This is a genomic window from Legionella steelei, assembly GCF_001468005.1.
Taxonomy (GTDB): domain Bacteria; phylum Pseudomonadota; class Gammaproteobacteria; order Legionellales; family Legionellaceae; genus Legionella; species Legionella steelei.
This window is the reverse complement of the sequence record NZ_LNYY01000005.1, coordinates 79,209-102,986: the sequence shown is the minus strand read 5'-3', so window position 1 is coordinate 102,986 and position 23,778 is coordinate 79,209. Positions and strand designations below refer to the sequence as shown.

Genomic DNA, 23,778 nt, shown 5'->3' with positions numbered 1-23,778 from the left:
TATCCATATTAAGTTAGTTTTTTAAGGAAAGGAGTTGTCGGGCCAAGGCCCGACCTACATGAGACTTTCCGGACACGCGAACGTTCACGTAAATCAACTACAATCCAGGTTACATTTTTACTTTTATTTCATAATTCTGAATTAACGCATTTTGTGGTGATAAACTAAAACTTACTTTAAGACTTGCTTTTTCCCCTTTCAGAATAAAATATCCCCGCAATTGATTTTTTGGAATGATCGCGCCAACATCGAGGATTTTCCCTGTCTTGTCAAAAAGCTCTTGGCTTTTCTTTTGTAACAACACAACAGATGAATCCAAAAAGAAATTCTCTGCAAATATTCCACTTGTTTTTGCATCCTTCCATTCAGGCAGTAATTTCATCAATGCTTTTTGTCGTTCACTTAATATATGTGAGGGCGGTAACTCTCTTGGCTTAAGTTGTGCCTCATGAATGAGTGTGTTAATCACTTTCGCATTAACTGCCTCTGCAGCTGCATAGGTCACATTCGTTAATAAAACCACACCTATGCCATATTCAGGCAATATGATCCAATTACTTCCAAACCCAGGCAACCCACCAGTATGTCCGACAGCGACTCGAGTATTACAATCCCTAGACCATCTTAATCCATAACCATAAGCGTTTATTGTGGGACATACTTTGCCATGATCCTTATTTTTTGAGTCTACAGCATAAAATCGCCACGCTTGGTGCATTTCACGTATAGAACTCCTTTTTATTGGCCCGGTTTCCACATCATTTCGTGCAGGCCACGCAGTTTGATGCAATGTCATATAACGGCTAAACGATTCTATAGAAGCAATCATTCCTCCCATAGAAGCATAACTGCCATCGTGTAAGAGAGGCTCCTCTTGCCAATGTCCATCCACCCATTGATAACCATGCGCTAATTGATTTGGTGAAACTTGCGCAAACTCCCAAGCGACCTGATTCATATTTAGAGGCTGCCAAATATTTGCTGCGACATAGTCCTGATAAGAAACTCCTGATACTTTTTTAACAATCAACCCCAGGAGTGCGTACCCCAAGTTACTGTACTCAAATGAGGTTTCAGAAACATTAGATAGTGCAATTCCTTGCTTCACCAAAGCAATTAGTTCTTCATCTGTTTGATTCAGATTTCTATCACCCCAGGGATTATCTTCTGGAAATCCCGCAGAATGCGTTAATAAATCACGAATCGTAATCTCTGGGGCATCTTGAGTTAATTTTTGATCTTTGAGTTCAGGAATATAAAGGGAGGCAGGATCATCTAATCTTAATTTACCCTCATCTCGAAGTTTTAAAATAGCCATGGCAGTGAAGCTTTTAGTCATCGACGCAATGCGAAACATCGATTGCGGCGTTGCAGGAATTTTTTTTGCAATATCAGTGTAGCCACCATTTCCTGTATGTACCAAACGACCATCCACAATAATTCCATATGCATAGCCAGGAACATGATTTTTCTCTGCGTACTTCTGATACAGTTTATCAATGAGTGGAAATACTTCCTGAATTTCTGCAAGCCTATCCTTCTCAGTAAAAATAGGTGGAAGATAGGAGTTACTTTCACTATTTACCGCGAGGGGAAGTAGAGTAGCGAGAACAAAAAATTTTTTTGCGATAAAACGATGCATAATAAAACCTAATCAATCCGTTAAAAAAAGTCGAAGTATATAATATTTGTTGACTGCAATAGACTTAAAATGAAAAATAAGATCTGTAAATAGCCTCCATTGTACTGGAATAGCGAATGAAATTCTCGACATTATTAAGAATGATGCGATTTTGGCCACCTTTTTGGGGAGCTGGAATTAGTGTAAAAAATTTTCATGCTGATGGCACTCAAATTGTTGTTCAGATGAAAATGCGCTTTTGGAATAAAAATTATGTGGGAACACATTATGGCGGTTCCATGTACTCAATGACCGATCCCTTTTATATGTTGATGCTCATGAATTTATTAGGAAAGGGGTACATTGTATGGGATAAATCAGCATCTATTCGCTATAAAATACCTGCCAAAGGAACTATTTATGCACGATTCAAATTATCCCCAGAGCTTGTTGAAAAAATTCGACTTGAAGTCAACGAAAAACAAAAAATTGAGTCCGAATTTTTTGTTCCTATAACTGATGAAGAAGGAAAAGTCGTTGCTGAGGTAAAAAAGATTCTTTCGATTATCAAAAAATAGGGGCTGTTTACAATTGCTCGCTTAAGCTAAAATGCCGCGATTTTAGTCAAGACAGTAGTATTGTACACAGCCCCTATATACACAGTAAATCAATAGTGTCTTATGAAGCATCATTTAATTGATAAAAGGAAAGATCATGCCAATACATTCTTTTTTGGAAGAAGAGCAGAGCTCCGTCTTAAATCGCTACAATGCATTGCAAAGTGACCGCTATAAAATCCCAGAGCTATTACGTAATTACCATACAGGCTGGCCTCTTTTACAGGTAAGCTTATTTAGCGTAGCCAAGGATGCAACTGAGTCAATAAAATATGAACATGTTCTAGGCGGTGGTGCATGCCACTTTTTTTATATTGGCGCTTTTAACTTCGCAAGCCTCTTAACAAAAATTCCGGGCAGTATGGATATCACTACCCCTTATCCAATAACCCCAAAAAGAGAACTCGTCAAAGCAGATAATGTGCTTTTATTTTTAAAATCATTTAGCGTTCATCATAAAAGAATTGGCATCAAAATTACGAGTAAATCTAACGTTTATGGTAAAAGCTTGCTCGTAGATCTCCCTATGGGGAATGCAAGTAAATTTTGCGATGCGTTGATGAATGTCTTTTCCTTTGCATTAAAAAAAGATGCTGCAATTAAGGCAATTGGTGGATGGAGTTCTCCTGGATATACACAACAAGAAATTGAAAGCGCAATTAACCCCGAGGTTGCTGTATTTCACAACGGACAAATTTTTATCGACTTTGGAATGTTTTTAGAACAAATCGTAAAAGACGCAGAGACCATCGAATTATTTAAATTTTTATTTAAAATTGAACCTTTTTTGGAGTTGCAAAAAAAATACCCAGAGTTCAAACCAAAGCCCCTCCAAGCTGTTGTAGCAACTCGTGAAACTCCTACAAAAGAACCTGGTTCCAGCATCAGCAGACCCAAAACACCATCTTTCTTTCAGGAAGAAAAAAAGGAAGCATCAATAATTCATAATTCAGTTGTTCAGGCGTCCCCTAGCCAATAAAATCAAATTGAAACATTCAGGTTGGAATCAAGTATCAACTGCCAAAGGTAAATGTGTATACTTTGATTCCAGGCTCATGAACAATAATCTGAAGATAGCCACTGGTGAATTGCTTTTGGGAAATTAATTCATAGATGGAATATTTATCGATTAAGATACTGTGTTCCTGAAGTTTTTTACCGGATGGTGCGTCGGTTAAAATTACAGTGACCTTAATGGGTTTTGTAGCGCTATTGCCCATAACCGCATAGACTTTGCGCGCATTAAAATGTATTTTTAGAGCAGCATTTGCTTCTTGCGCAATGATATTCTCAGCATTGACTTGCCACGCCCCCTCTAAGCCCCATGCGTTAGGAGATAATGTATTAGAAAAATGATATTGTGCCGTCTTGTCTTTAATAAGTTCCGGACTGTAGTCCGCATCAGCTTTTACATATCCTAAATAAGTTTCTGGTGTCTGCATGAGGTTAAATGAAGTATCCTTTAATGCCCTTAAAGTAGATAAATCCTTAACCCCTAATAAAAAACGAATATTATTCTCCATAACATCGTAATCCCCTTCACCAAAATGCTTATAAACCACATCGCCCTTTTTATTAATTAAATAATGTGCAGGCCAATAATTATTTTGATAGTTCCTCCAGGTAACGAATTGATTATCAAGTGCTACAGGATACAAAATCCCATATCGCGTCACAGCTGCTTTGACATTATCTAGATTTTTTTCAAAATCAAATTCTGGGGTGTGGATACCAATAATAACTAATCCTTTATCATGATACCGAGCATACCAATCTTTGGTATAAGGTAAAGTACGCAAGCAATTAATACATGAATAAGTCCAGAAATCGATTAAAACTACTTTTCCATGCAAATCAACTAAGCGTAAAGGAGGAGAATTAATCCACGCGTCAATCCCTTGTATCGGTGGTGCGGGATAGGTAAACCATAGCCCGTTGATGAGTGCGTTTGACGTCTTAATCCCGGTTTGCGGAGACACTGAAGAGGAAACCACATAGCCCTCAAAGTAAATCATATAAACGACACTCGCGATAATTATTCCGCCTAAAAATTTACGGAAAAGAGTTGCGCGCGTTTTAAAAAAAGCAAAAGTATTCATTATTTTTTTCCCGTATAGGGAAATAATAAACATAGGAATCGCAGCGCCTAAAGCAAAAGCCGTCAAAGTGAAGAAACTAATTATTGTCGTTTTCTGTAATGCGGTTTGTACAATAATTGCCGCTAAAATCGGCCCCGCACAAGGAGTCCAAATAATGGCAATAACTCCACCAAAGAATACCCCATTCCAAAATCCTGCTTCTGGTTTATTTGCTGAAGAAAAAAAATTACCTATGCGGGTAAATCCCTGTGTTATTTTGCCAAATTGCTCTGTTAAATAATTCGAGAGCATAATGAGCCCTAAAAGAAGTAAAACGACATAGCCAATAGCGCGCACGATATTAAAATCAATATTTAAATAACGTACTAATTGATGCGAAAAGAAAACGAATAAGGCAAAAAATAAAGTAAAGCCGACAATAATCCCTACCGGTCTTTTTTTGGATCCAGTGAGTGAACCCGCTAAAAAAATAGGTAGGATGGGCAAAATACAAGGGGAAATAATCAGGCCAAATCCTTCGATAAACCCTAAAATAATATTAAAAAAATTTGCTTCCATTTTATTTCCGGAAATTGCAATTTATTTCAACTGTTGATATCCCACGGAAGATATCCAACTGTATTTACAAACGAATGTGCGCACCGCTTTGTTGCAATCGTTTTGCAACAACTAATTGAATATTGTCTCTTGCTCGCGCAGGAAAATATTGATAAACGGCCAAGAAATCTCTAGCATTAATCGTCAGAAATTGACATGCGGTGAGTGTACTAATACGCGCCGTTCTGCGAATATTACGTAAAATAGCAATTTCCCCAAACACATCACCGGCTCCCAAAGTATTAACACGCTTCCAACCCATAGATTGTGTTTTTACAGAAACCTGCACCGAACCACGAATAATAATATAAAGCTTATCCCCCACTTCACCTTGCTCGATGACGATCTCTTCAGCTCTATAGCTTGCAATAACGCATTTGTCAGCAAGCATTTTTTGTTCAATAAGGCCAATTCCTGTAAAAATGGTTGCTTGAGAAAGTATGGGTATTATTTCTGCTTGAGATAAATGATTGAACGGTTCCATATACTCTCCCTTTTCAAAAAATGAATTGCCGTATAAATAACATAGTCTTAATCATAGTATAGATTGAATTTTCTAAAATTTTTTAAGATTGGAATAGTCGCGTAATGGTTCACAAAATAATTGGCCAAGAAACAATAAAACACTGAGCAAATCAGCGACCCCTCCTGGGCTAATCCCTATAGTGGAGAAAACGTGATGCAATTCCAACGCTTTTTTTTGGCGGGTTTGCACACATTGAATCGTCAATAATTCTGCAGCCCGCTCTTGCGCATAATTCAACCCCAGCTTGCCTTTCCGATGCAAGATATTGGTATCATCCATACGCAATAAAAGCTCTGAGTAAGCATATAAACACACTGTATCAAGCGATCGGGTTTCCATAAAAATTGACATAAAGGCAGGAAGTAATTCAAAAATCAGTTCATAACCATGCATCGCCATGTGCTTCGCATCAAGAACCTTATATTTTTGACGGACTAAAGCACCATGACTTCCCGGATTACCTAAATGGTTTTGCAAATGTTTTGGCCAATCATTTAATATTTGCCGGTGCACATCTGCAGGTGTGAATTGTTTTTTTGCCTGAGCCAAACGAATCACCGAAACGCAAACAATACCTAAGGCAAAAATAGCGCCACGATGTGTATTCACCCCCCAAGTTTTTTTCAACATGTGCGCTTCTGCTGCAATCGCTATTTGTTTTAATTCTTCAAAAGAATTGGTGACTAATCCTGTTTTTGTAATGTGATAAAAATAATGGCGCAAAGCAAACAGGCTACGATAGAATGTATCACCGTCCATATCGCGATGAGCCCCAGCATCCACAAAACTGACTAAACCTGGTTTTGGATAAGCTTTCACTTCCAAATAAAGTGCTCGAACCGCCATTTTGGCGAGCGTTCTTTCACAGCAAGGGATAGTGTTCATAAAGCTCAGCTCTTGATAATAACGTAATGCTGTCCTTACGCTTACATAACAATTTTTTTGCAGATAAATCGAGTAATTCTTTGATTGGAATATCCCCAAAATTATGAAAGCGTACCTCTCCATCAATCGTACGATTAAATTTCTTTGTTAACGCGCTAATTGTTTCATGCAAATCAGTCCAAGCATATTCTTGATAATGAATCAGTAAATCAAGATCTGAAGCATCATTAACAAAAGGGGCGCCAGATAAATATTGGAATAAAAATGATCCATAGACAGCAATATCAGAAATTGGATATGTAGCAGTAATGCTCGTTAAATCCTCTATCCCATAATAAGAGGAGAAAAAATTCTGCATCTCGAGAAGTTGTGGCAATGGCTGTTGTTTTTGCACGAATGAAGGAGCAACTTGCATGCCAACTCGATGCTTTTTATTTTCGTGAAAAAGAGTTACCCCCAAATTAATTAGGCCTCTTTCGAAACTCGTTGCGGAGCAAACTTGTTTCGCATAAATGCAAGGCAATCCTCGTGTTAGCCAAAGTGCTACCTCTCCGGCAATCATCTTCTGATCTTCATGACATGAAGTAATCACAAAATCAGCATAAGGCTTAAGATAAATCAAATGATGCCGTTGCGAGTTCATAAATGACTGGCTACTTTATTGATAATCGAGAACGCCAGCTTCCTGCCTCCACGCTCATTTCCCAAGAAAGCTCGTTCGTCCTGTGTCCTGTGTTTTTGGATCGCTAAATCAATTTTTTCAGTAAGTTCGGGGATGCGGACGATTTCATGCACCCCACCAAGCTCATAAAAATTTTGCACCCCAGGAGCAAAAACTGGGAATGTTTTACTAAGCTCTTGGAGTGTCGCTAATTCTATTTTTGTTACTTTAGCAATACCTTCCAGCCACATCACAGCCAAAGCAGCATCAGGCAAAGCTAAAATGGTATCCGCCATCAAACCATAGGCAATAAAAGCACCTCCTAATGCCTGGTTATAAACCAGTGATATCAACGCATTCCCTTGTTGACGTAGACACTCCAAACATTCGAGTAAATGGCCAAAATACTGTTGCATCCCCAACCACTCATCACGCATTGTTAACTCTTGTCCCGCAACATCCACTAAGAGCAAAACGGGATCTTTAGATTGGCTTTCAAGAATATCTATTACATGCTGAGCCATAATCAGTGCTTGCTCCGCCCCCAAAAATGTTGATTCCTTGACCCCAAGAATATGTACCCGTTGCTTCTTCAAAGTCGCATGTCCATAAACAACGGATTGATTTTCAGTCAACTTAACTTCCAGAGAAAATATCTGTTTGAGAAGATCCTTTAATGCCACCATTTTTTATTCCTTTTGTATCATCACAGACTGAATACTTTGTAGCTTGGGTGCAGCACAGGGGAACCGGTGATCGATCTAAATCACATTCCCGGGTTCCGCTGCGCTGCACCCAGGCTACAATGAATTACAGTTTCTTTTTTATATTTTTTGCTGCCTGTAAAAATTCCTGCTCATCCATATCAAAAAGAGTTGCCGCATAATTTGGCGCAACATGACGCAGATAAGTTCCCTGCTCTTGATATCCTTGTGTTTCTTGAAACCGTTTTTTTAACAACGCCTGTTTTTGTTTTACAGAGCTAAGATTCAGCGGCAGATTTTTATCAAGAGCAGCAATCAATTGAGTACGTATTTCTGCAACATTCGAACCGACATAGTTTTGCGCAATATCCTGTAGATAGCGGGTTTTTCCTCCGTACACACGCCAAACCAAAGCCCTGTCCTGTGCATTAAAGGCCTCAATACCTGCCACTGCTTGAATCACCTCAGGACCTGATACCCCAATACGTCCTGTTTCATTAATCACAAGATAATCCAAACATGCTGAAATAATTCCCATGCCTCCAAAAGCACCATTCTTACCACAAATCACACCTATAGTGGTTATTCCATGATGTCGTGCCTCAAAAATAGAGCGAATCGCCTCAGAAATTGCGATTTCTCCAGCATTTGCTTCGTGCAAACGCACACCACCACTATCAATGAGAAGAACCACGGCCTTAGCTTGCGTCGCGACCGCTGCTTTGAATAAACCAGTAAGCTTTGCACCATGAATTTCGCCCACGGCACCACCCATAAAATCTTTTTGTTGTGCGGCAACAAGCACTTTACTCTTTTGTAGCAATGCAGAGCCAATCACAACGCCGTCATCTGCTTCACCAGGTAAATTTAAAGCGGCCAAATAGGGACTGTATAGTTTTTCATCAGCAAGCCACTCAGTAAAGGAGTCTTCATCAAAAATAACCTGGATGCGCTCACGCGCGTCAAGCTCTTCATAGTTACTTCCTATTTTGCAGTTGCCATAAAACTCGTCCAACGCTTGGCTTAAGCGTAATAAAACAACAGCTGGTGTTGCGCCATTATCATTGAGAGTGAATTGCAAACCGATGGGTTGGTGTTGACTCACAAAATCACCAATAACCATTTTCCAAACGGGTTTGTAATGTTCAACTGCCGTCTGGATATTAAAAATCGTTTCTGCAGTAGTATTGGTTTCAATAATGACTTCCAAATTCCCGGAGCCAACTACACCACAAACTGTTTTTTTACCTTGAAGGCGTTCCCCTGAAAGCGTAAAACGAAATTCCATATGTTCCATATTCTTTGTCCTACCAATTTCTAAATTTTACAGGCGGTTCATATAACCCTTGGGAGCAATCAACAAGATCGCGAATTGACTTGGCTGCCAATAAATCACGAGTTGCATCAGACACCTTAATCCCCAAATCCTCTGGACGTTTTATTACTCCTCGATGACGCAATTCCTCGACTTTCATCTTATCGCGCATTATTCCAACTTCAGTATACCCTGCAATCCCACGAATGGCGTGCTCACGCTCTTCGAGCGTGCGGCACATCAGGAGATTGGCAATCCCTTCTTCAGTCACTACATGACTTACATCATCTCCATAAATCATCACCGCAGGCAAATCAGCATTCATCGCTTTTTGTAAAGCCCAAGCATCCAACTGCTCCACAAATGTAGGTTGTGTTGAACTCTGAAACGTCTCGACCATTTGAATCACCAGTTTTCTTCCTCGTGGCATTTTGGTCGCCAATGCCTGGCTGCGTTCTTGTCCTGCTTTCAACCAAGCATAAGAAGAATGGCGTCGACCAGGAGCATCACAGCCCATATTAGGCGCGCCACCAAAACCCGCGATACGCCCCTCAACCGCGGTCGAGCTATTGCCCTCCAGATCCATCTGCAATGTTGCTCCGATAAAAACGTCACAGGCATAATGTCCCGCCAACTGGCCTAACATACGATTCGAACGTAACTCCCCTTCTTTGCCCGTAAAAAAAATGTCGGGACGTGCAGCGGCGTAACGATTCATGCCTACCTCTCCCCCAAACGGATAAATTGTTTTCACAAATCCAGCTTCAATGGCAGGGATTAAAGTAGGTAAAGGATTAACCACCCAGTGTTGGCATATTTTTCCTTTTAAACCCAATGATTCGCCATAGGTCGGCAAAAGTAATTCAATGGCACAGGTATTAAATCCTACCCCGTGATTTAAGATATTCACTTGATAAGGGGCATAGATCCCTTTGATCACCATCATAGCCATTAATATTTTTATTTCGTCTATTTGTGCCGGATCACGGGTAAACAATGGTTCGATATAGGAGGTTTCCGGACCTTGAACAATAACATCAACCCAATCGCCAGGAATATCAACTCGTGGTAAGTGCTCAACCAGTTCATTAACTTGCACCACAACCACACCATTTTTAAAATTGGTCGCCTCAATAAGGGCCGGTGTTTCCTCGGTGTTCGCGCCGGTAAATAAATTACCCTGCCTGTCTGCTTTATCTGCCATCAACAAACACACATTAGGTGTCAAATCTGCTACTAATCGTCCAAAAAGCTCATTGTAGGTATGGATATTACCTATCTCAATTTTTTTATCGTTTACCATATTGGCAAGTCGCACAGATTGCGGGCCAGAATAAGAGAAATCAATTCGATTAGCGATACCTTTTTCAAAAACATCCAGGTGTTCAGGCAAGGCAATCGCCGATTGGATCATGTGCAAATGATTTATCTCTACAGGATTTAACTGAGCCATTGTCATAGCCAAAAAACTGGCTTGCTTTTGGTTATCCCCTTCAATGCAGACTCGGTCACCTGAGTGTATCAGCAGAGAAAGTACGGTGACTAAATCATTTGCCTCAACAAATTTGTTGTTTTTAAGATAGGGTTTAATCTTGGACAAGCGCTTTAAATATTCTTGTTTATTCTGGTCCCACATGATCGCTTCCTGCTTTGTTATGTTGCAATTCTTACTTTATACCCAAAATGCACTGCATCATTGAGGTACAACTTTGAATAATGCTAGTGCAGTTTGAGTCGAGGCTTTACCCTACGACTTAACACATTCGACAAGGTCAGCAAGAAAACTCGCCACCCACCATATAATGACATTTGATGTTGTTTATATAAAGATAAATAGAATAAACGCGCCAATTTACCCTCTATCATGAATCGCTGAGTCATTTTGCCCATTAAATTACCAACCACTTGATGACTTAAAGTCACTAAAGAACCATGATCATGATAATGATAAACTGGCAAAGGTTTACCTTCTAAATATTTATGTAAATTTTTATACAAAAAACGTGCTTGTTGGTGTGCTGCCTGCGCACGTGGCGGCACCATTTTATCTGAATTGGTTTGCGGACAACTCGCACAATCCCCTAACACAAAAATAGAATCATCCAAGGTTGTTTGTAAAGTTTGCTTCACTAATAACTGATTGATGTGATTCACCTCCAAACCATCTAAATGATGCAGAAAATCTGGGGCTTTAATGCCAGCAGTCCATACAACAAGATCGGCAGGAATAAATTGTGACGATTTAGTATGCAAACCCTCTTTTGTCACTGTATCAACTTGTTGATTGACACAAACTTTTACTCCCATGCGTGTTAATCCAGTAGCTACTTTTTCTGAGAGATCTTCTGGAAGTGCGGTCAATAATCGATTTGCCGCCTCGATTAAAGTAAACGAAATAAGTTCGGGTTGAATGCCAATACCATAATCGATAATTTCATGGATTGTGCTATTTAATTCGGCGATTAATTCGATCCCAGTAGCTCCACCTCCTACCACTACAAGATTAAATTGGCCCTGCTGTGGTTGTTGTGAAAGACGCATACAACGGTTTAATAGCTCACGATGAAAATAAGCGGCTTGCTCTATATTATCCAAAAACAAACAATGTTCACGCACCCCAGGAATACCGAAGTCATTAGCAACACTTCCCACCGCAATAATTAAAATATCGTATGCAACTGCACGTTTGGGCAAAATCTCTTGTTCGTGGCTGTAAAAAGGGGACAAATAAATTTCTTTTTTGCTTCGATTTAAACCTTCAAGCGCCCCTAAAACAAAATGAACGTGGTGTGTCGCAGCATATGCAAGATAGTCAATTTCATTTTCATTGGTAAACAAGCTACCTGCTGCAACCTCATGCAATAGTGGTTTCCAAATATGGGTTGGTGAGCAATCAACTAAAGTAATGGATGCAGTACCTGCTTTTCCAAATTTCTTCCCAAGCAATGCGGCCAACTCCATTCCTCCGGCACCACCACCTACAATCACAATGTTTGGTACTTTATTTGCCATAAAAACACTTCCATAGAATAAATTATTATTATAGTAGGGCTTAACAATACATCTTTCAATTGAACCTTTGCAACGCGCTATTTCTGTAAACATATGCGTGTCCAATATGGTTTGCTTCACTGGTGTAAGTTGGGTCTTGGCTCAACAACTTTGTTAACTCAAAGTAACATCAGAGCAGTTATATTGCCGGACCAATGCCCGATCTACGTCTGTTATACCGTAAGCATACATTTACGGGTATAACAGCTCATTTGCCAATTCGCACTACAGGTAATTCTGACCAACACGTAGTGTAACGTGGTGAGCGCATTTGTAAGCGCGCACCCCAAGGTTTACTATTGCAGCCTTCTGCAGCAAGATATAAAGTGTTGCGGCCGAACTTTTGATTAATTTTATCGAAAATTAACATAAAGTCCTCTGTCTTTTGTAACTCCTTTTGACTGACTTGATGAAGTAAATCCAGCTGGCGTAACTCTTTAGGAATAAGATCGACAAGGCATACCCCCGTCTTTTTATAATGATACCCTTGCTTAAAAATTTGCGATAAACCGTTCTTTGCCAAGTGAGTAATGATTCGCAAGTCATCTGTTGGATAAGCAAAACGGATTGCAATAGATTGCACATGTTGCGCCAAATCGTCTCGAAAGCGATTGGTGTAGATAAAAAGATGCATGCCATGTGTTAATGAGTGTTGTCCACGCAATTTTTCAACGGCACGTGCGCAATGACTACTCAAAGCTTCAGCTACGGCTGTATACTCCGTTTGCATGGAGCCAAAGCTTTTGGAGGATAGAATGCTTTGCTTGGCTTCTTGTATTTCCAAATCATGACAAGGAATACCTTGCAACTCTAAAGCCGTACGCATCATCACAACATTAAACTGTTTTTTCAGCATATGAATATTAGTCGATACCAAATCAAAAGCCGTATAAATACCATAATCAATAAGCTTTTTACTCCACTTTCTACCAATACCCCATACTTCATTGATGGCAATTTTTTTCAGCCACCCCTCTTGATTGTTCATATTAAAAGTAGGCGTTTTTAAGACTTTTTTACACAGATAATTTGCAAGCTTTGCCAGTGTTTTCGTTTGCCCAATACCTATAGAGGTGGGAATCCCCGTATGCTTTAGAATCTTTTTTTGCAATGCAAGACAAAATGCATCATGCAGATGTGCAGGCATACTACTTAAATCAAGAAAAGCCTCATCAATAGAATAAATTTCCATCTGTGGCCAATCTTGCTCTATAGTTGCCATCACACGCTGAGATACATCACCGTATAAAGTAAAATTAGAGGAAAATACCTGAATTTGATGACGTGTACATAACCCTTTAACTTTAAAATAAGGCTCTCCCATGCCAACGCCTAAAGCTTTGGCTTCATTGGAGCGAGCAATAACACAGCCATCATTACTGGACAGCACAATGATAGGCTTCCCTTGTAAATCAGGGCGAAAAAGACGCTCACACGATGCATAAAAATTATTACAGTCTATTAATGCATACATGATTTAGGTCACTTTTTGATTAATGTACATCAATCAAATATAAGCTGCACAAAGCAATTTGTAAATCATTATCTTGAGCAATTACCGCTTATTCGCAGTGAAACTGGCACTCACTCAAAGGAATCATTTTGGTCTTTTTAATCCATTTATTTCCAATCCAGAGCATGAGAAACAATGGCACACCAATATAAGAAATAAGCAAGCCATACCAATCAATAGGAGTTGCCATTAAGGCCGTATAATTTTGTCCGCCAATCACGATAATGCATACACCAAAAGCAAACAAGGGTCCAAAAGGATATCCCTTAGCTAAATAAGGAAGCTTGGCTGGATCTTTTCCTTGATGCAAATAAGCCTTGCGGAAGCGGTAATGACTTATTGCTATTCCCATCCAGGCAATAAAACCGGAAAGACTTGTTGCATTGAGCAACCAAAAATAAACCGTACCGTTACCAAAAATGGAAGATAAAAAAGCCAACATAGCAATAGCACTCGTTAAAGCTAAAGCATAGATGGGTACTCCTCTTCGGTTAACAACAGAAAAAACTCGAGGAACATGCCCTTCCTTAGCTAGATACCAAAGCATTCTGCTACCAACATACATACTTGAATTTGCTGTTGATATGACCGCAATAAGAATGACCACGTTCATAATCATTGCTGCAAACGCTTTATTGTATTGTTGAAACACTAAGGTAAAAGGACTCGTTACCACATCAGAGCTAACCAATTGTGATGCAGTATAGGGAATTAACAGGCTGATAATAAAAAGTGATAAAATGAAAAATATGAGAATACGCCAAAAGACCATTTTTATCGCCTTGGGAACCGTCTTCTCAGGCTGTTCACTCTCTCCTGCAGCAACTCCAATTAACTCAGTACCTTGAAAAGAAAAACCTGCTGCGACAAAAGCACCAAGAATACCAATCCATCCACTATGAAACGGAGCATCACCAATGCGCCAATTTTGAAAACCACCTGCTTTGTACTCTGTGAAACCAAAAACCAAGAAAACACCGGTGACAATAAATAAAATAATGACAAAAATTTTGATAAATGAAAGCCAATACTCCATCTCACCAAATGCTTTAGTGGATATTGCATTAAAACCAATAATCAAAAAGAGAAAAACAGAACACCAAAGTAATGATGAACTCTCAGGAAACCAAAAATGCATGATTAATGCAGAAGCAGAAATTTCTGACGCGATATAAATGGCACAGCTATACCAATAATTCCATCCCAGCGCATACCCTAAAGATGGGTCGAAAAAGCGCGCGGCATAAACATAAAATGATCCACTAGTCGGCATGAATGCCGCCATTTCACCAAGGCTAGCCATCAAGAAATAGACCATGATTCCCATGATCAAATAGGCAAACAAAGTACCACCAGGCCCCGCCACGGATAAAGCATTACCACTCGCTAAGAAAATACCCGTTCCAATAGAGCCACCCAAGGTGATCATTCCCAATATACGTGCATTGAGCTTTCGTTTCAGCACAGGCTCTTGAGCTAATTCGTGCATCATTCAATCCTTGATTCCAGAGAAAAATCATCCGGTGTTAATAGTCACTATTGTTTATCTATTAATCATTAAAAATCCATTAATCATTAAGGAATTCACAAAGTAGACGCTGAAAATGATGAGTTCCTTGTTCTTTTGTCGGAGAGAAGCGACCCGTCTCATAAAAACGCGAACGAATCCCTCGTTGAACTGACTCGACAACTGCCTCGTCTTCACGTTCCACTTTATCCAAATCACCGCCAGCACCTTTACCTAGCTTAGATTCATCAAGAACGTACGTTAAGAAGGAAACTTTAGTTAATTCAGGTCCCATTGGCTTTACTACATTGACAGAACATCCCCACGGATAAAAGTTAAGCATGGTATTTGGAAAAATCCAATAATAATAAGCAGCAACTTGTTTGCCATAATCAGGGGAATCCTTAGGCAAATCAAAACTTTCCTCACCAGGACTGGCTAGCGCCAATTGCAAATTACAATAGCGATAAAGTTCTGTGGTATAAGTGGTACAATCAATCACTTTTCTTAACGAATGATGGACAAAGGGAATGTGTAATGCTTCGAGATAGTTTTCACAATACAATGCCCAATGCGCTTTAACTAAGTAATCACGTGAACGATTGCTGTCGAGACGCATTTTTTCCATGGGTAACCAAAAAAGGCGTTCCTTAATATCGACAAACACATCCTTAAAAGATATTTGCGGCGCTAATGAAGCAAAAAGAAAGGGATCAAGACAATCAAATGGGATCTGCGACAAATTGTCCTGCGCCGTTGGAAAATTGCAGGTCTTCTCAAATTCAGGCATATGCAGAAGTTCACCACATAGATTAAATCTACGTCCATGGTAGGAACATTTAATTTTCTCGGCAGAACATGGTGCATCAATTAAGATATTCCCTCTATGAGTACATACATTACTGAGACAACGAAAACGGTCTTGTTCATCTCGCACAAATAATAAAGGTTCATCCAACAATCCTGGCAATAAGGTAAAAGGCACCAGTTGCCCCTCTAACCGCAAGCTTTCTGTACTGCAGCAAAATTGCCAAGTCCTGGCAAATATCTTTTCTTTTGCTTGTTCGAAACATTCCAAAGACGTATAAAAATGTGCAGGTAAAGTAGCGGCTTGTGCGATATCAGGATCGACGTAAAACTTATTCATGATCAACTTCCTTATAAATATTCCTGTCTTTACTTATTGGCCAGAGCCACTTTGGCGATATTAAAACACCAATCACTTTGCTTATCCATATCTTGTATTATCGGAGTCAATCACTGCTGACAAAAACTGTCAGTACGATCCTTTAAACTCTTATCTCCGTTAAATCAAAAGGAGTTTATTATGCATCTTGATCCAAATTTAATAATTTTTTACGTCGATAATCCTCTAATAAGTACACCTTTTTACGAAGGAATACTTAAGAGCCAACCCATAGGTTCATCACCTACTTTTGTCATGTTTGTATTGAAATCAGGGATGCGTCTTGGTTTATGGTCGAAACACTCTGTTGAACCCCATGCTACCCTGCTTGGCGGGGGAAATGAGCTGTCACTGCAAGTACAAGATGATCGCGCAATTGATGAGCTTTATGCACTTTGGCAACAACAAGGAATACAAATTGCCCAAAAACCAACAATGATGGATTTTGGTTATACTTTTGTAGCACTTGATCCAGATCAGCATAGGATTCGTATTTTCTCTTTGAATCCGCAATTAAAAGAGGCTTAATCACTAATCTTCTACAAATTCCCAGAAGCTCCCCCTCCCACGTGAGAGAGGGTCGGAACGAGGGCATCCCTCATTCGCCCCTGCAGTCACCTTCTCCCTTTTAGGGAGAAGGGATTTCTTGACTTAATTTTTCAAACGCATGTCAGCTGAAAAAAAGTCTCAGATAATTTATTATTACGCCAAGAGAAAAACGATTAAGGGTCTGCAATGAATATATTGGTCACTGGTGCATCAGGTTTTATTGCCTCTCACATTGTAACTGATCTCATTGCCGCCGGACATGCCGTTACATGCTGTGTCCGTGATGTTGCGTTTACGCAAAAACTATTCTCCACAACACGTGTCATTCGCTGTGATTTTATCCATGATCAATCCATCAATCACTGGAAAGAACGTTTACAACAGATTGACCTGGTAATCAATTGTGTAGGAATTCTCTACCATCCAAATAATAAAATAATATGGTCGATTCATTATAAGACGCCGAAAGCATTATTTGATGCATGCGTCCAGGTCGGAGTAAAAAAGATTATACAAATCTCTGCTCTTGGTGTTGAGACATCCGATGTAGTTTATGCTCAAAGTAAAAAAGCGGCTGATGACTATTTACAAACCCTCCCTATTCCATCAATTATTCTTCGCCCCTCATTGGTTTATGGACGCGGCTCTTATGGAGGTTCTTCTTTATTTCGTGGTCTTTGTGGATTACCTTGGATTACCCCTGTACCGGGGCACGGGACACAGGAATTTCAACCCATTCATGTTGAAGACTTATCTAAAGCCATCATCAAACTCATGGAGCTTCCTTCAGAACAGAATTTGCTGTTACATGCTGTAAGTGCCAAACAGATTAACTTAAATAATATCCTAACCCACATGCGCTCCTGGCTGGGTTTTGCCAAATCAAGGTTATGTTTTGTGCCTGTAACACTTATCCGACTTGCATCATTTATTGGCGATTTAATCCCATACTCTGTCTTGAATACGAACTCTTATAAGTTACTTGTGCAAAACAGCATTACAAGCTCGGAAGAAACACAAACGTTTCAAAACAAAATTGGTTTTACACCACAAGCATTTCCGGAGGGAATGTATCGCCATCCCAGCTCCATTCAGGATCGTTGGCATGCGCGACTTTATTTTCTTAAACCCATTTTAAAATTTAGTATTGCATTTATCTGGTTATTTACGGCAATCAGTTGCCTGTTTTTCTACCCTAAAGCAGCCTCTTATGGACTTTTGGCGCAAATTGGGGTGAACGCATTCTGGCAACCGATTTTATTTTATGGCGCGAGCATTCTTGATGCAGTTATTGGTTTGGCTGTGTTGTTCAGCAATCAATTAAAAAAAATTACCCTATTACAAATCCTTATTATTTTAGGTTATAGTGCTCTATTAACGTGGAAACTTCCTAATTTATGGTTTGAACCGTTTGCGCCTTTAGCGAAAAATATTCCACTTTTGGTTGCAATATGCATTTCTTTAGCCCTGGAGTCTGATCGATAATGCTCTATTTTTGGCTCAAATTTATTCATGTTATCAGTTCAACTATTCTCTTTGGCACGGGTATAGGAACTGCCTGTACCATGCTGTACGGACATAGAACTGGTAAAACTGAAGTGATTGCAGCAACAACACGCTATGTTGTGCTTGCCGATTGGATCTTTACTGGAACCTCTGGTTTTATTCAACCAGTTACGGGATTATGGATGGTCTATTTAGCCGGCTATGCATGGACTTCTTTATGGGTGATGGGATCAATTATTGGCTATTTAATCGCAGCGTTTTGCTGGTTTCCTGTGGTGTATCTCCAGATTAAAATGCGCGATTTTGCCACGGAGGCAGAACAAAAAAATACCCCCTTGCCCCCTATTTACTTCCGCTATTTTAAATATTGGTTTTGCTTAGGTTGGCCAGCATTTATTAGTCTGATTATTGTTTTTTACCTAATGACCAATAAACCTGCTGGTTTTTAAAAAGTGTAGCCTGGATGAAGCGAAGCAAAACCCAGGCTACGATTCCCCAAAAACCGCTATTTCTCTTTTTAGCGTGTACATTATGCAAAATTAAGTTATTCTCAATAAGGGATAATTTCTAATTAACATGGAGCATTTACAATGCAGCATCTGACAAAAATTTTGATATTAATATTTGGTTTTAGTTGTGCTTCCACGAGCTTTGCAAACTCAAATACCCCAGAAGCACCTGTTTTAGGTAAAACAATAACACAAGCAAAGCAACAACAGATGACCCCGAAACAAGCGCTGCAACGCTTAAAAGATGGAAATCAACGTTTTTTAACCAACACCCAAATATCAAGAGATTATTTAAAGCAAGCACATCAATCCTCTTATGGACAATACCCATTTGCAGTAATTCTTAATTGCATGGATTCACGTAGTGTTCCTGAATTCTTTTTTGATCAAGGTTTAGCTGATTTATTTACCTTACGCGTCGCCGGAAATGTACTCAATGATGACATTCTAGGCAGTATGGAGTTTGCCACTAAAGCAGCGGGCTCTCGTCTTATTGTTGTCTTGGCACATACGTCATGTGGTGCCGTTGCTGGTGCATGTGATGGGGTTCAGCTAGGACATCTCACCGATGTTTTAGACAAAATTAAGCCTGTTGTGCAAATGAGTATGCAAGAACAGGGAACAAAGAATTGCAGTGAACCCAAATTAATTGATGCGATCGCTAAAGCGAATGCTTTGAGAGTAGTCAAAGAAATACAAGAAAGAAGCCCAATAATCAAAGAGTTAATTAGTAAAAAACAAATAGGAATTGTGGCGGGACTACATGACATCAAAACAGGCAAGATAGAATTTTTTGAAGAAAAGCGTTCTGTCCCTAATTAAAAAAGTGTTTTGTAGCCTGGGTTTCGATACGTTTTACCCAGGCTACAATCACCAATCAGGACATTTTCTTTTTTAGTGTATCCATTAAAACATGTTCAAATTGTTCTTGATTTACGGAAGTACATACTCGTACCGTGTTACCCTCATTATCCACTACTGTAGTCCCTGCCCGCTCTTCTGGGCTCAATACAACACGTAATTTTTTATTGCTGGATTGAACAATTGAATCATCATAGGCAATTACCGCCGAGAGTACATCCCAAAAATACCACTTGTGTTCAAATATTTCGGCCTCATTGTGATGAAACAATTCATAGAAAAAATGATTGGCGAGATTCGATTGGTTTTGTTTCAGTTTCTGATAAAAAGCTTTGGTTACGGGAACCTGATTGGTCACATCCAGGCCAACCATGGTGATAGGGATTCCAGAACGAAATACTTTGTCTGCAGCATAAGGATCAACATAAATATTCCATTCTGCAGTATTATTTTTAATTGAAGGCTCCACCTCTACTATGTTCCCAGGGCTATCCACTGCCCCACCCATGATATAAATCATTTTAATTTTATTTTTTAGTTCTGGCATTTGGGTCACAAGCTCACCCAGATTGGTTAAAGGGCCAATCGCTAAAATCTCAACAGGCTCTTTTGCGCTTTTTAAGGTGGACTCCAACAATTGAATTGCAGTCTGCGAAGATGTTACTTGAACTTGTGGCAATAAATCAGCAGCCCCGACTAAATTATCAGCGAGTTTACGTAACCAATCAGGAAATTGATGCGTTCCAGCCATAGGTGTCTCACGACCACAAGCCAGTGGAATGTGTTCATGATGCATCAAGGACAACAATCCAGCAACATTTCTTAATCCGGCGGAACAATGAGCCTCCCCGGTGCCCACTACAGCAATCGCTTTAACATCAATATCTTTTTGTGCTAACAAATAAAGAATTGCCAATTCATCGTCCACCCCCACATCCGTATCAATAATAAAAGGCCTCACCGCATTTGCCAGAGACAAGCACAAAAACAAACTGAATAAGACAAAAGCTTTTACTGCACAATTCACGATAAAACCTCCTTTTCTGCATAGAGTTTTTTAATAGTTAATACGGCGATAAAACACAGCATTGCACTCAGCATGAGATAAAAACTCGGCGCAAGATTGTTGTTTAGTTTCTCAATTAAATAAGTAACAATGAATGGAGTTAAACCTCCGAAAAAGGCAAATGCAAGATTATAAGAAATAGCAATCCCAGTATAACGAATTGACACAGGGAATAGCTCAACCAGTAAGCTGGGATAAACCATAATGGAACTACTCAAAATAGCAAAAATAGCTAAAGAGGTAGTCAATGACCATGTAGTTTGCTGGGATAACATAATAAATAAAAAATGGCTTAATAAAATAAACCCAACTGCGCCGATTAAAAGAACTAGCTTACGGCCCACTCGATCAGCAAACCAGCAAAAAAATATCAATAACAAGGAATAAAAACCCAAATTAATCGTATTAAATAAGGTCGCTTGCTGTTTTGGATAAGCAAGGATTGTTGAAAGGTACGTAGGCATATATAAGAATAACAAATTAATCATGACCGAACCCAAACACGTTACCCCAATGCCTTGCAAAATCTTTCGCCAATACAAGGTAATTGCTTCAACAAAAGGCACGCGCGTACTTTCGGATGAGTTCTTAAAAGCAAGAAATAATGGGCTTTCAGCCAATCGTTTACGGATGTAGAAACTAAATATTCCCAGCAGTCCGCCAAATATAAACGGAATGCGCCAACCAAAGCTTAATAATTGAGCTTTTGAAAGTTGATTCGTTAAGATTAAACTTATCAGAGCCCCTAGAAAAATACCTAAATTAAGAAAAGAAAAGATAACACCACAAGCAAGCGCTCGGGAACGAGGATTGACATGCTCACAAGTAAACGTTAATGCACCTGGAATTTCTCCACCAATCGATAATCCTTGTAATAAGCGTAAAAAAATCAAAAGGATACTCGAAAAGATGCCTATGTGTTGATAAGTAGGTAAAAACCCAATAAGAACCGTTGGAACAGCCATTAGGATAACTGAAAAAACAAACGTTTTCTTGCGACCGTATTTGTCCCCAAAATGACTAAAAGCAACCCCACCTAAAGGACGAATTAAATAGCCAATCGCAAAAACAGCATACACACTCATCAGTGACGCCAATTTGTCAGTTTCCGGAAAAAAAATCTGGCTGATTATTGGTGCAAAAATAACGTAAATGACAAAATCATAAAACTCCAAAGCACCACCTAAAGAGGCAAGAAAAATAATTTTTCGTTCACTCGAACTTAATTTCAACTCTTGCATTTACAAATCCTTGTTTTATAGCAAAGCAGTAAAATATCATAACTTTTCATTGCTCTCATGAGTTTTTTTAAAACAAGCTTTTGTTATCATTCTCATTTTTATAAATTCTTCTAGAAATAGTTCTTTTTCTTGAGTTCGAGTATTATCAATGGAAGTAATATATTGTTCTGCACCAACAAATGAAAAACCATTCCATTTCTCAGCAAATTATTCAACGTGTTGAAGCAACAGTTACTCAAGCTCATCTTGATGCTTATAAAAAAGATGGTGCCGTTTGTGTTCGTCAAATGCTAAGTTCTGAAGAAATAGAGTTACTGCGTGAAGGCATTGAGCTCAACCTCAAATCGCTCAGCCATAGGGCCAAAATAGCCAGCAAAAGCGATGATCCAGGACAATTTATTGAAGACTTTTGTACCTGGCAAACGAACCCTCATTACCAACAATTTATTTTTGAATCACCAGCCAGTCTTCTTGCAGGCAAACTCATGGAGAGTAAAAAAACTCGACTGTATCATGATCATCTTTTAGTTAAAGAACCAGGTACTCGACAAAGGACACCCTGGCATCAAGACCAACCTTATTACAATGTGGCAGGGAGGCAAAATTGCAGTTTATGGATACCTGTTGATCCAGTACCGCGTGCGTCCACTTTAGAGTTCGTAGCGGGTTCTCATTTAGGACCATGGCTCATGCCCCGCTCTTTTATGGATAATCAAGCCAAATGGTTTCCGGAGGGAAGTCTTTCTGAACTGCCCAATATTGATGCGCAACGCGAATATTATCCCATCATAAGTTGGGAAATAAATCCTGGTGATGTTGTTTGCTTTCATATGCTCACGCTGCACTCTGCAAGCGGGGTGCATTATCACCAAAGACGAAGAGTATATTCTCTACGATTCCTCGGCGATGACATAACACATGCGCCAAGACAATGGATCACATCACCTGATTTTCCAGGGCTACTCGAACAGCTTCCTGCAGGTGTGCCAATGGAACATCCTCTATTTCCTGTAATTTGGGAATGCTGAACTGATTATATCTAGTCTGGGTTCAACGAAAGTGAAACCCGGGTTACAGTCCTTCAGACCTTCATCCAGGCTATTCTAAAGCTGACGCCATTGTTGAACACTTACTATTAATTCGGCATATGAATTACATAAGTCACTACGCCCCAAATCACTAAATCTTGTCCATCTGTAATATCAATTGGTTTGTACTTTGGGTTTTCAGGAAGAAGCTGCACGCGTCCGCCAACTTTAGATAAACGCTTCACAGTTAACTCACCATTGAGCGCTGCAATCACAATTTTTCCATGCTGTGCTTCAAGACTCTTGTCCACAATTAAAAGATCACCCGAATGAATTCCTGCATCAATCATCGAATCTCCGGTCGCAGTAAGAATAAATGTCGCGGCAGGATGTTTTATTAATTGTTGATTTAAATCCAAATAGTGTTCAATATAATCATCACCTGGAGAAGGAAACCCTGCTTGGACTTTGCTGGAATACAGAGGCAATTGATATGTTTTAGGTTCCTTTTCCAATAGGTCGTGAATTTCCGGAAGACGAGAAAGGGGAATCCGTATTGCTTTAGTTGGCTCTAATCCATATTTCCCCCTACCTAAAGGGCGCCCAGCTCCTTCTCGTTTACCTCCACGTTGACTCATCATGCCTCACATTTGATTTTTGCAACAAAAATCAATGATAAGAACATATTAATTCATTGTAAATATGGTTATAAACATTATCATGAAATAAAATTTTA

At 39.4% G+C, this 23,778-nt stretch carries 22 protein-coding genes; 7 read left to right on the top strand and 15 right to left on the bottom strand.

Features of this window, described 5'->3' with window-relative positions; genetic code table 11:
- Positions 1-109 precede the first annotated feature (109 nt).
- The gene (locus tag Lste_RS01830) at positions 110-1,642 is read right to left on the bottom strand and encodes a serine hydrolase domain-containing protein (protein ID WP_058509383.1); all 1,533 of its coding nucleotides are present in this window, start codon (positions 1,640-1,642) and stop codon (positions 110-112) included.
- Positions 1,643-1,758: 116 nt separating this feature from the next.
- On the opposite strand from Lste_RS01830, the gene Lste_RS01825 reads away from it, so the two are divergent.
- Complete coding sequence (locus Lste_RS01825; protein WP_058509382.1) at positions 1,759-2,199, top strand: DUF4442 domain-containing protein; 441 nt, start codon at positions 1,759-1,761, stop codon at positions 2,197-2,199.
- A gap of 136 nt (positions 2,200-2,335) precedes the next feature.
- The gene (locus Lste_RS01820) at positions 2,336-3,217 is read left to right on the top strand and encodes a hypothetical protein (RefSeq protein WP_058509381.1); all 882 of its coding nucleotides are present in this window, start codon (positions 2,336-2,338) and stop codon (positions 3,215-3,217) included.
- A gap of 34 nt (positions 3,218-3,251) precedes the next feature.
- Here Lste_RS01820 and Lste_RS01815 read toward each other — a convergent pair whose 3' ends face one another.
- The 11 genes from Lste_RS01815 to Lste_RS01765 form a co-directional block, all read right to left on the bottom strand.
- Positions 3,252-4,895, bottom strand: a complete 1,644-nt coding sequence (locus Lste_RS01815; protein WP_058509380.1) for a cytochrome c biogenesis protein DipZ — start codon at positions 4,893-4,895, stop codon at positions 3,252-3,254.
- 64 nt (positions 4,896-4,959) lie between these two features.
- A complete protein-coding gene (locus Lste_RS01810; protein WP_058509379.1) occupies positions 4,960-5,418 on the bottom strand; it encodes a cyclic nucleotide-binding domain-containing protein in 459 nt (152 codons plus the stop codon).
- 72 nt (positions 5,419-5,490) lie between these two features.
- Positions 5,491-6,345 (bottom strand): triphosphoribosyl-dephospho-CoA synthase, encoded by an 855-nt coding sequence (locus Lste_RS01805; RefSeq protein ID WP_058509378.1) that lies wholly within the window; start codon positions 6,343-6,345, stop codon positions 5,491-5,493.
- Entirely contained in the window at positions 6,323-6,988 is a 666-nt protein-coding gene (locus Lste_RS01800) for a phosphoribosyl-dephospho-CoA transferase MdcG domain-containing protein (RefSeq protein ID WP_058509377.1), read from the bottom strand. Before Lste_RS01800 ends, Lste_RS01805 begins: the two co-directional genes overlap by 23 nt.
- Positions 6,985-7,692, bottom strand: a complete 708-nt coding sequence (locus tag Lste_RS01795; protein ID WP_058509376.1) for a biotin-independent malonate decarboxylase subunit gamma — start codon at positions 7,690-7,692, stop codon at positions 6,985-6,987. Before Lste_RS01795 ends, Lste_RS01800 begins: the two co-directional genes overlap by 4 nt.
- Before the next feature lie 124 nt (positions 7,693-7,816).
- Positions 7,817-9,007, bottom strand: a complete 1,191-nt coding sequence (locus Lste_RS01790; RefSeq protein ID WP_058509375.1) for a biotin-independent malonate decarboxylase subunit beta — start codon at positions 9,005-9,007, stop codon at positions 7,817-7,819.
- Between the two features lie 10 nt (positions 9,008-9,017).
- Entirely contained in the window at positions 9,018-10,661 is a 1,644-nt protein-coding gene (gene mdcA / locus Lste_RS01785) for a malonate decarboxylase subunit alpha (protein WP_058509374.1), read from the bottom strand.
- 83 nt (positions 10,662-10,744) lie between these two features.
- Positions 10,745-12,037, bottom strand: coding sequence for an NAD(P)/FAD-dependent oxidoreductase (locus Lste_RS01780; protein ID WP_058509511.1), 1,293 nt, complete (start codon positions 12,035-12,037; stop codon positions 10,745-10,747).
- Positions 12,038-12,284: 247 nt separating this feature from the next.
- The gene (locus Lste_RS01775; protein WP_058509373.1) at positions 12,285-13,550 is read right to left on the bottom strand and encodes a Y-family DNA polymerase; all 1,266 of its coding nucleotides are present in this window, start codon (positions 13,548-13,550) and stop codon (positions 12,285-12,287) included.
- A gap of 88 nt (positions 13,551-13,638) precedes the next feature.
- Positions 13,639-15,081: an amino acid permease gene (locus Lste_RS01770; protein ID WP_193393376.1), complete on the bottom strand. Its 1,443-nt coding sequence runs from the start codon at positions 15,079-15,081 to the stop codon at positions 13,639-13,641.
- A 76-nt stretch (positions 15,082-15,157) separates the two neighbouring features.
- On the bottom strand, positions 15,158-16,243 hold the full coding sequence (locus Lste_RS01765; protein ID WP_058509371.1) for an SRPBCC family protein: 1,086 nt from the start codon (positions 16,241-16,243) through the stop codon (positions 15,158-15,160).
- A 180-nt stretch (positions 16,244-16,423) separates the two neighbouring features.
- On the opposite strand from Lste_RS01765, the gene Lste_RS01760 reads away from it, so the two are divergent.
- From Lste_RS01760 to Lste_RS01745, 4 genes are all read left to right on the top strand, one after another.
- Positions 16,424-16,810, top strand: coding sequence for a VOC family protein (locus tag Lste_RS01760; RefSeq protein WP_058509370.1), 387 nt, complete (start codon positions 16,424-16,426; stop codon positions 16,808-16,810).
- A 207-nt stretch (positions 16,811-17,017) separates the two neighbouring features.
- On the top strand, positions 17,018-18,316 hold the full coding sequence (locus Lste_RS01755; RefSeq protein ID WP_058509369.1) for an NAD(P)H-binding protein: 1,299 nt from the start codon (positions 17,018-17,020) through the stop codon (positions 18,314-18,316).
- The gene (locus Lste_RS01750) at positions 18,316-18,786 is read left to right on the top strand and encodes a DUF2269 family protein (protein ID WP_058509368.1); all 471 of its coding nucleotides are present in this window, start codon (positions 18,316-18,318) and stop codon (positions 18,784-18,786) included. Before Lste_RS01755 ends, Lste_RS01750 begins: the two co-directional genes overlap by 1 nt.
- Before the next feature lie 141 nt (positions 18,787-18,927).
- Complete coding sequence (locus Lste_RS01745) at positions 18,928-19,668, top strand: carbonic anhydrase family protein (RefSeq protein WP_058509367.1); 741 nt, start codon at positions 18,928-18,930, stop codon at positions 19,666-19,668.
- A gap of 55 nt (positions 19,669-19,723) precedes the next feature.
- On the opposite strand, the gene Lste_RS01740 is transcribed toward Lste_RS01745, so the two are convergent.
- Positions 19,724-20,734 carry a nucleoside hydrolase gene (locus tag Lste_RS01740; protein ID WP_058509366.1) on the bottom strand — a complete coding sequence of 337 codons (1,011 nt, stop codon included), beginning with the start codon at positions 20,732-20,734 and terminating at the stop codon, positions 19,724-19,726.
- Positions 20,731-22,014, bottom strand: coding sequence for an MFS transporter (locus Lste_RS01735; RefSeq protein WP_058509365.1), 1,284 nt, complete (start codon positions 22,012-22,014; stop codon positions 20,731-20,733). Before Lste_RS01735 ends, Lste_RS01740 begins: the two co-directional genes overlap by 4 nt.
- Before the next feature lie 179 nt (positions 22,015-22,193).
- On the opposite strand from Lste_RS01735, the gene Lste_RS01730 reads away from it, so the two are divergent.
- Complete coding sequence (locus tag Lste_RS01730) at positions 22,194-23,042, top strand: phytanoyl-CoA dioxygenase family protein (protein WP_058509364.1); 849 nt, start codon at positions 22,194-22,196, stop codon at positions 23,040-23,042.
- 107 nt (positions 23,043-23,149) lie between these two features.
- On the opposite strand, the gene Lste_RS01725 is transcribed toward Lste_RS01730, so the two are convergent.
- Entirely contained in the window at positions 23,150-23,680 is a 531-nt protein-coding gene (locus Lste_RS01725; protein ID WP_058509363.1) for a LexA family protein, read from the bottom strand.
- Positions 23,681-23,778: the final 98 nt, after the last annotated feature.

Excerpts from the sequence above, each read along its gene's own strand:
- Lste_RS01830 (WP_058509383.1), bottom strand. The coding sequence starts at position 1,642 with ATGCATCGTTTTATCGCAAAAAAATTTTTTGTTCTCGCTACTCTACTT.
- Lste_RS01825 (WP_058509382.1), top strand. The coding sequence starts at position 1,759 with ATGAAATTCTCGACATTATTAAGAATGATGCGATTTTGGCCACCTTTT.
- Lste_RS01820 (WP_058509381.1), top strand. The coding sequence starts at position 2,336 with ATGCCAATACATTCTTTTTTGGAAGAAGAGCAGAGCTCCGTCTTAAAT.
- Lste_RS01815 (WP_058509380.1), bottom strand. The coding sequence starts at position 4,895 with ATGGAAGCAAATTTTTTTAATATTATTTTAGGGTTTATCGAAGGATTT.
- Lste_RS01810 (WP_058509379.1), bottom strand. The coding sequence starts at position 5,418 with ATGGAACCGTTCAATCATTTATCTCAAGCAGAAATAATACCCATACTT.
- Lste_RS01805 (WP_058509378.1), bottom strand. The coding sequence starts at position 6,345 with ATGAACACTATCCCTTGCTGTGAAAGAACGCTCGCCAAAATGGCGGTT.
- Lste_RS01800 (WP_058509377.1), bottom strand. The coding sequence starts at position 6,988 with ATGAACTCGCAACGGCATCATTTGATTTATCTTAAGCCTTATGCTGAT.
- Lste_RS01795 (WP_058509376.1), bottom strand. The coding sequence starts at position 7,692 with ATGGTGGCATTAAAGGATCTTCTCAAACAGATATTTTCTCTGGAAGTT.
- Lste_RS01790 (WP_058509375.1), bottom strand. The coding sequence starts at position 9,007 with ATGGAACATATGGAATTTCGTTTTACGCTTTCAGGGGAACGCCTTCAA.
- mdcA (WP_058509374.1), bottom strand. The coding sequence starts at position 10,661 with ATGTGGGACCAGAATAAACAAGAATATTTAAAGCGCTTGTCCAAGATT.
- Lste_RS01780 (WP_058509511.1), bottom strand. The coding sequence starts at position 12,037 with ATGGCAAATAAAGTACCAAACATTGTGATTGTAGGTGGTGGTGCCGGA.
- Lste_RS01775 (WP_058509373.1), bottom strand. The coding sequence starts at position 13,550 with ATGTATGCATTAATAGACTGTAATAATTTTTATGCATCGTGTGAGCGT.
- Lste_RS01770 (WP_193393376.1), bottom strand. The coding sequence starts at position 15,081 with ATGATGCACGAATTAGCTCAAGAGCCTGTGCTGAAACGAAAGCTCAAT.
- Lste_RS01765 (WP_058509371.1), bottom strand. The coding sequence starts at position 16,243 with ATGAATAAGTTTTACGTCGATCCTGATATCGCACAAGCCGCTACTTTA.
- Lste_RS01760 (WP_058509370.1), top strand. The coding sequence starts at position 16,424 with ATGCATCTTGATCCAAATTTAATAATTTTTTACGTCGATAATCCTCTA.
- Lste_RS01755 (WP_058509369.1), top strand. The coding sequence starts at position 17,018 with ATGAATATATTGGTCACTGGTGCATCAGGTTTTATTGCCTCTCACATT.
- Lste_RS01750 (WP_058509368.1), top strand. The coding sequence starts at position 18,316 with ATGCTCTATTTTTGGCTCAAATTTATTCATGTTATCAGTTCAACTATT.
- Lste_RS01745 (WP_058509367.1), top strand. The coding sequence starts at position 18,928 with ATGCAGCATCTGACAAAAATTTTGATATTAATATTTGGTTTTAGTTGT.
- Lste_RS01735 (WP_058509365.1), bottom strand. The coding sequence starts at position 22,014 with ATGCAAGAGTTGAAATTAAGTTCGAGTGAACGAAAAATTATTTTTCTT.
- Lste_RS01730 (WP_058509364.1), top strand. The coding sequence starts at position 22,194 with ATGAAAAACCATTCCATTTCTCAGCAAATTATTCAACGTGTTGAAGCA.
- Lste_RS01725 (WP_058509363.1), bottom strand. The coding sequence starts at position 23,680 with ATGAGTCAACGTGGAGGTAAACGAGAAGGAGCTGGGCGCCCTTTAGGT.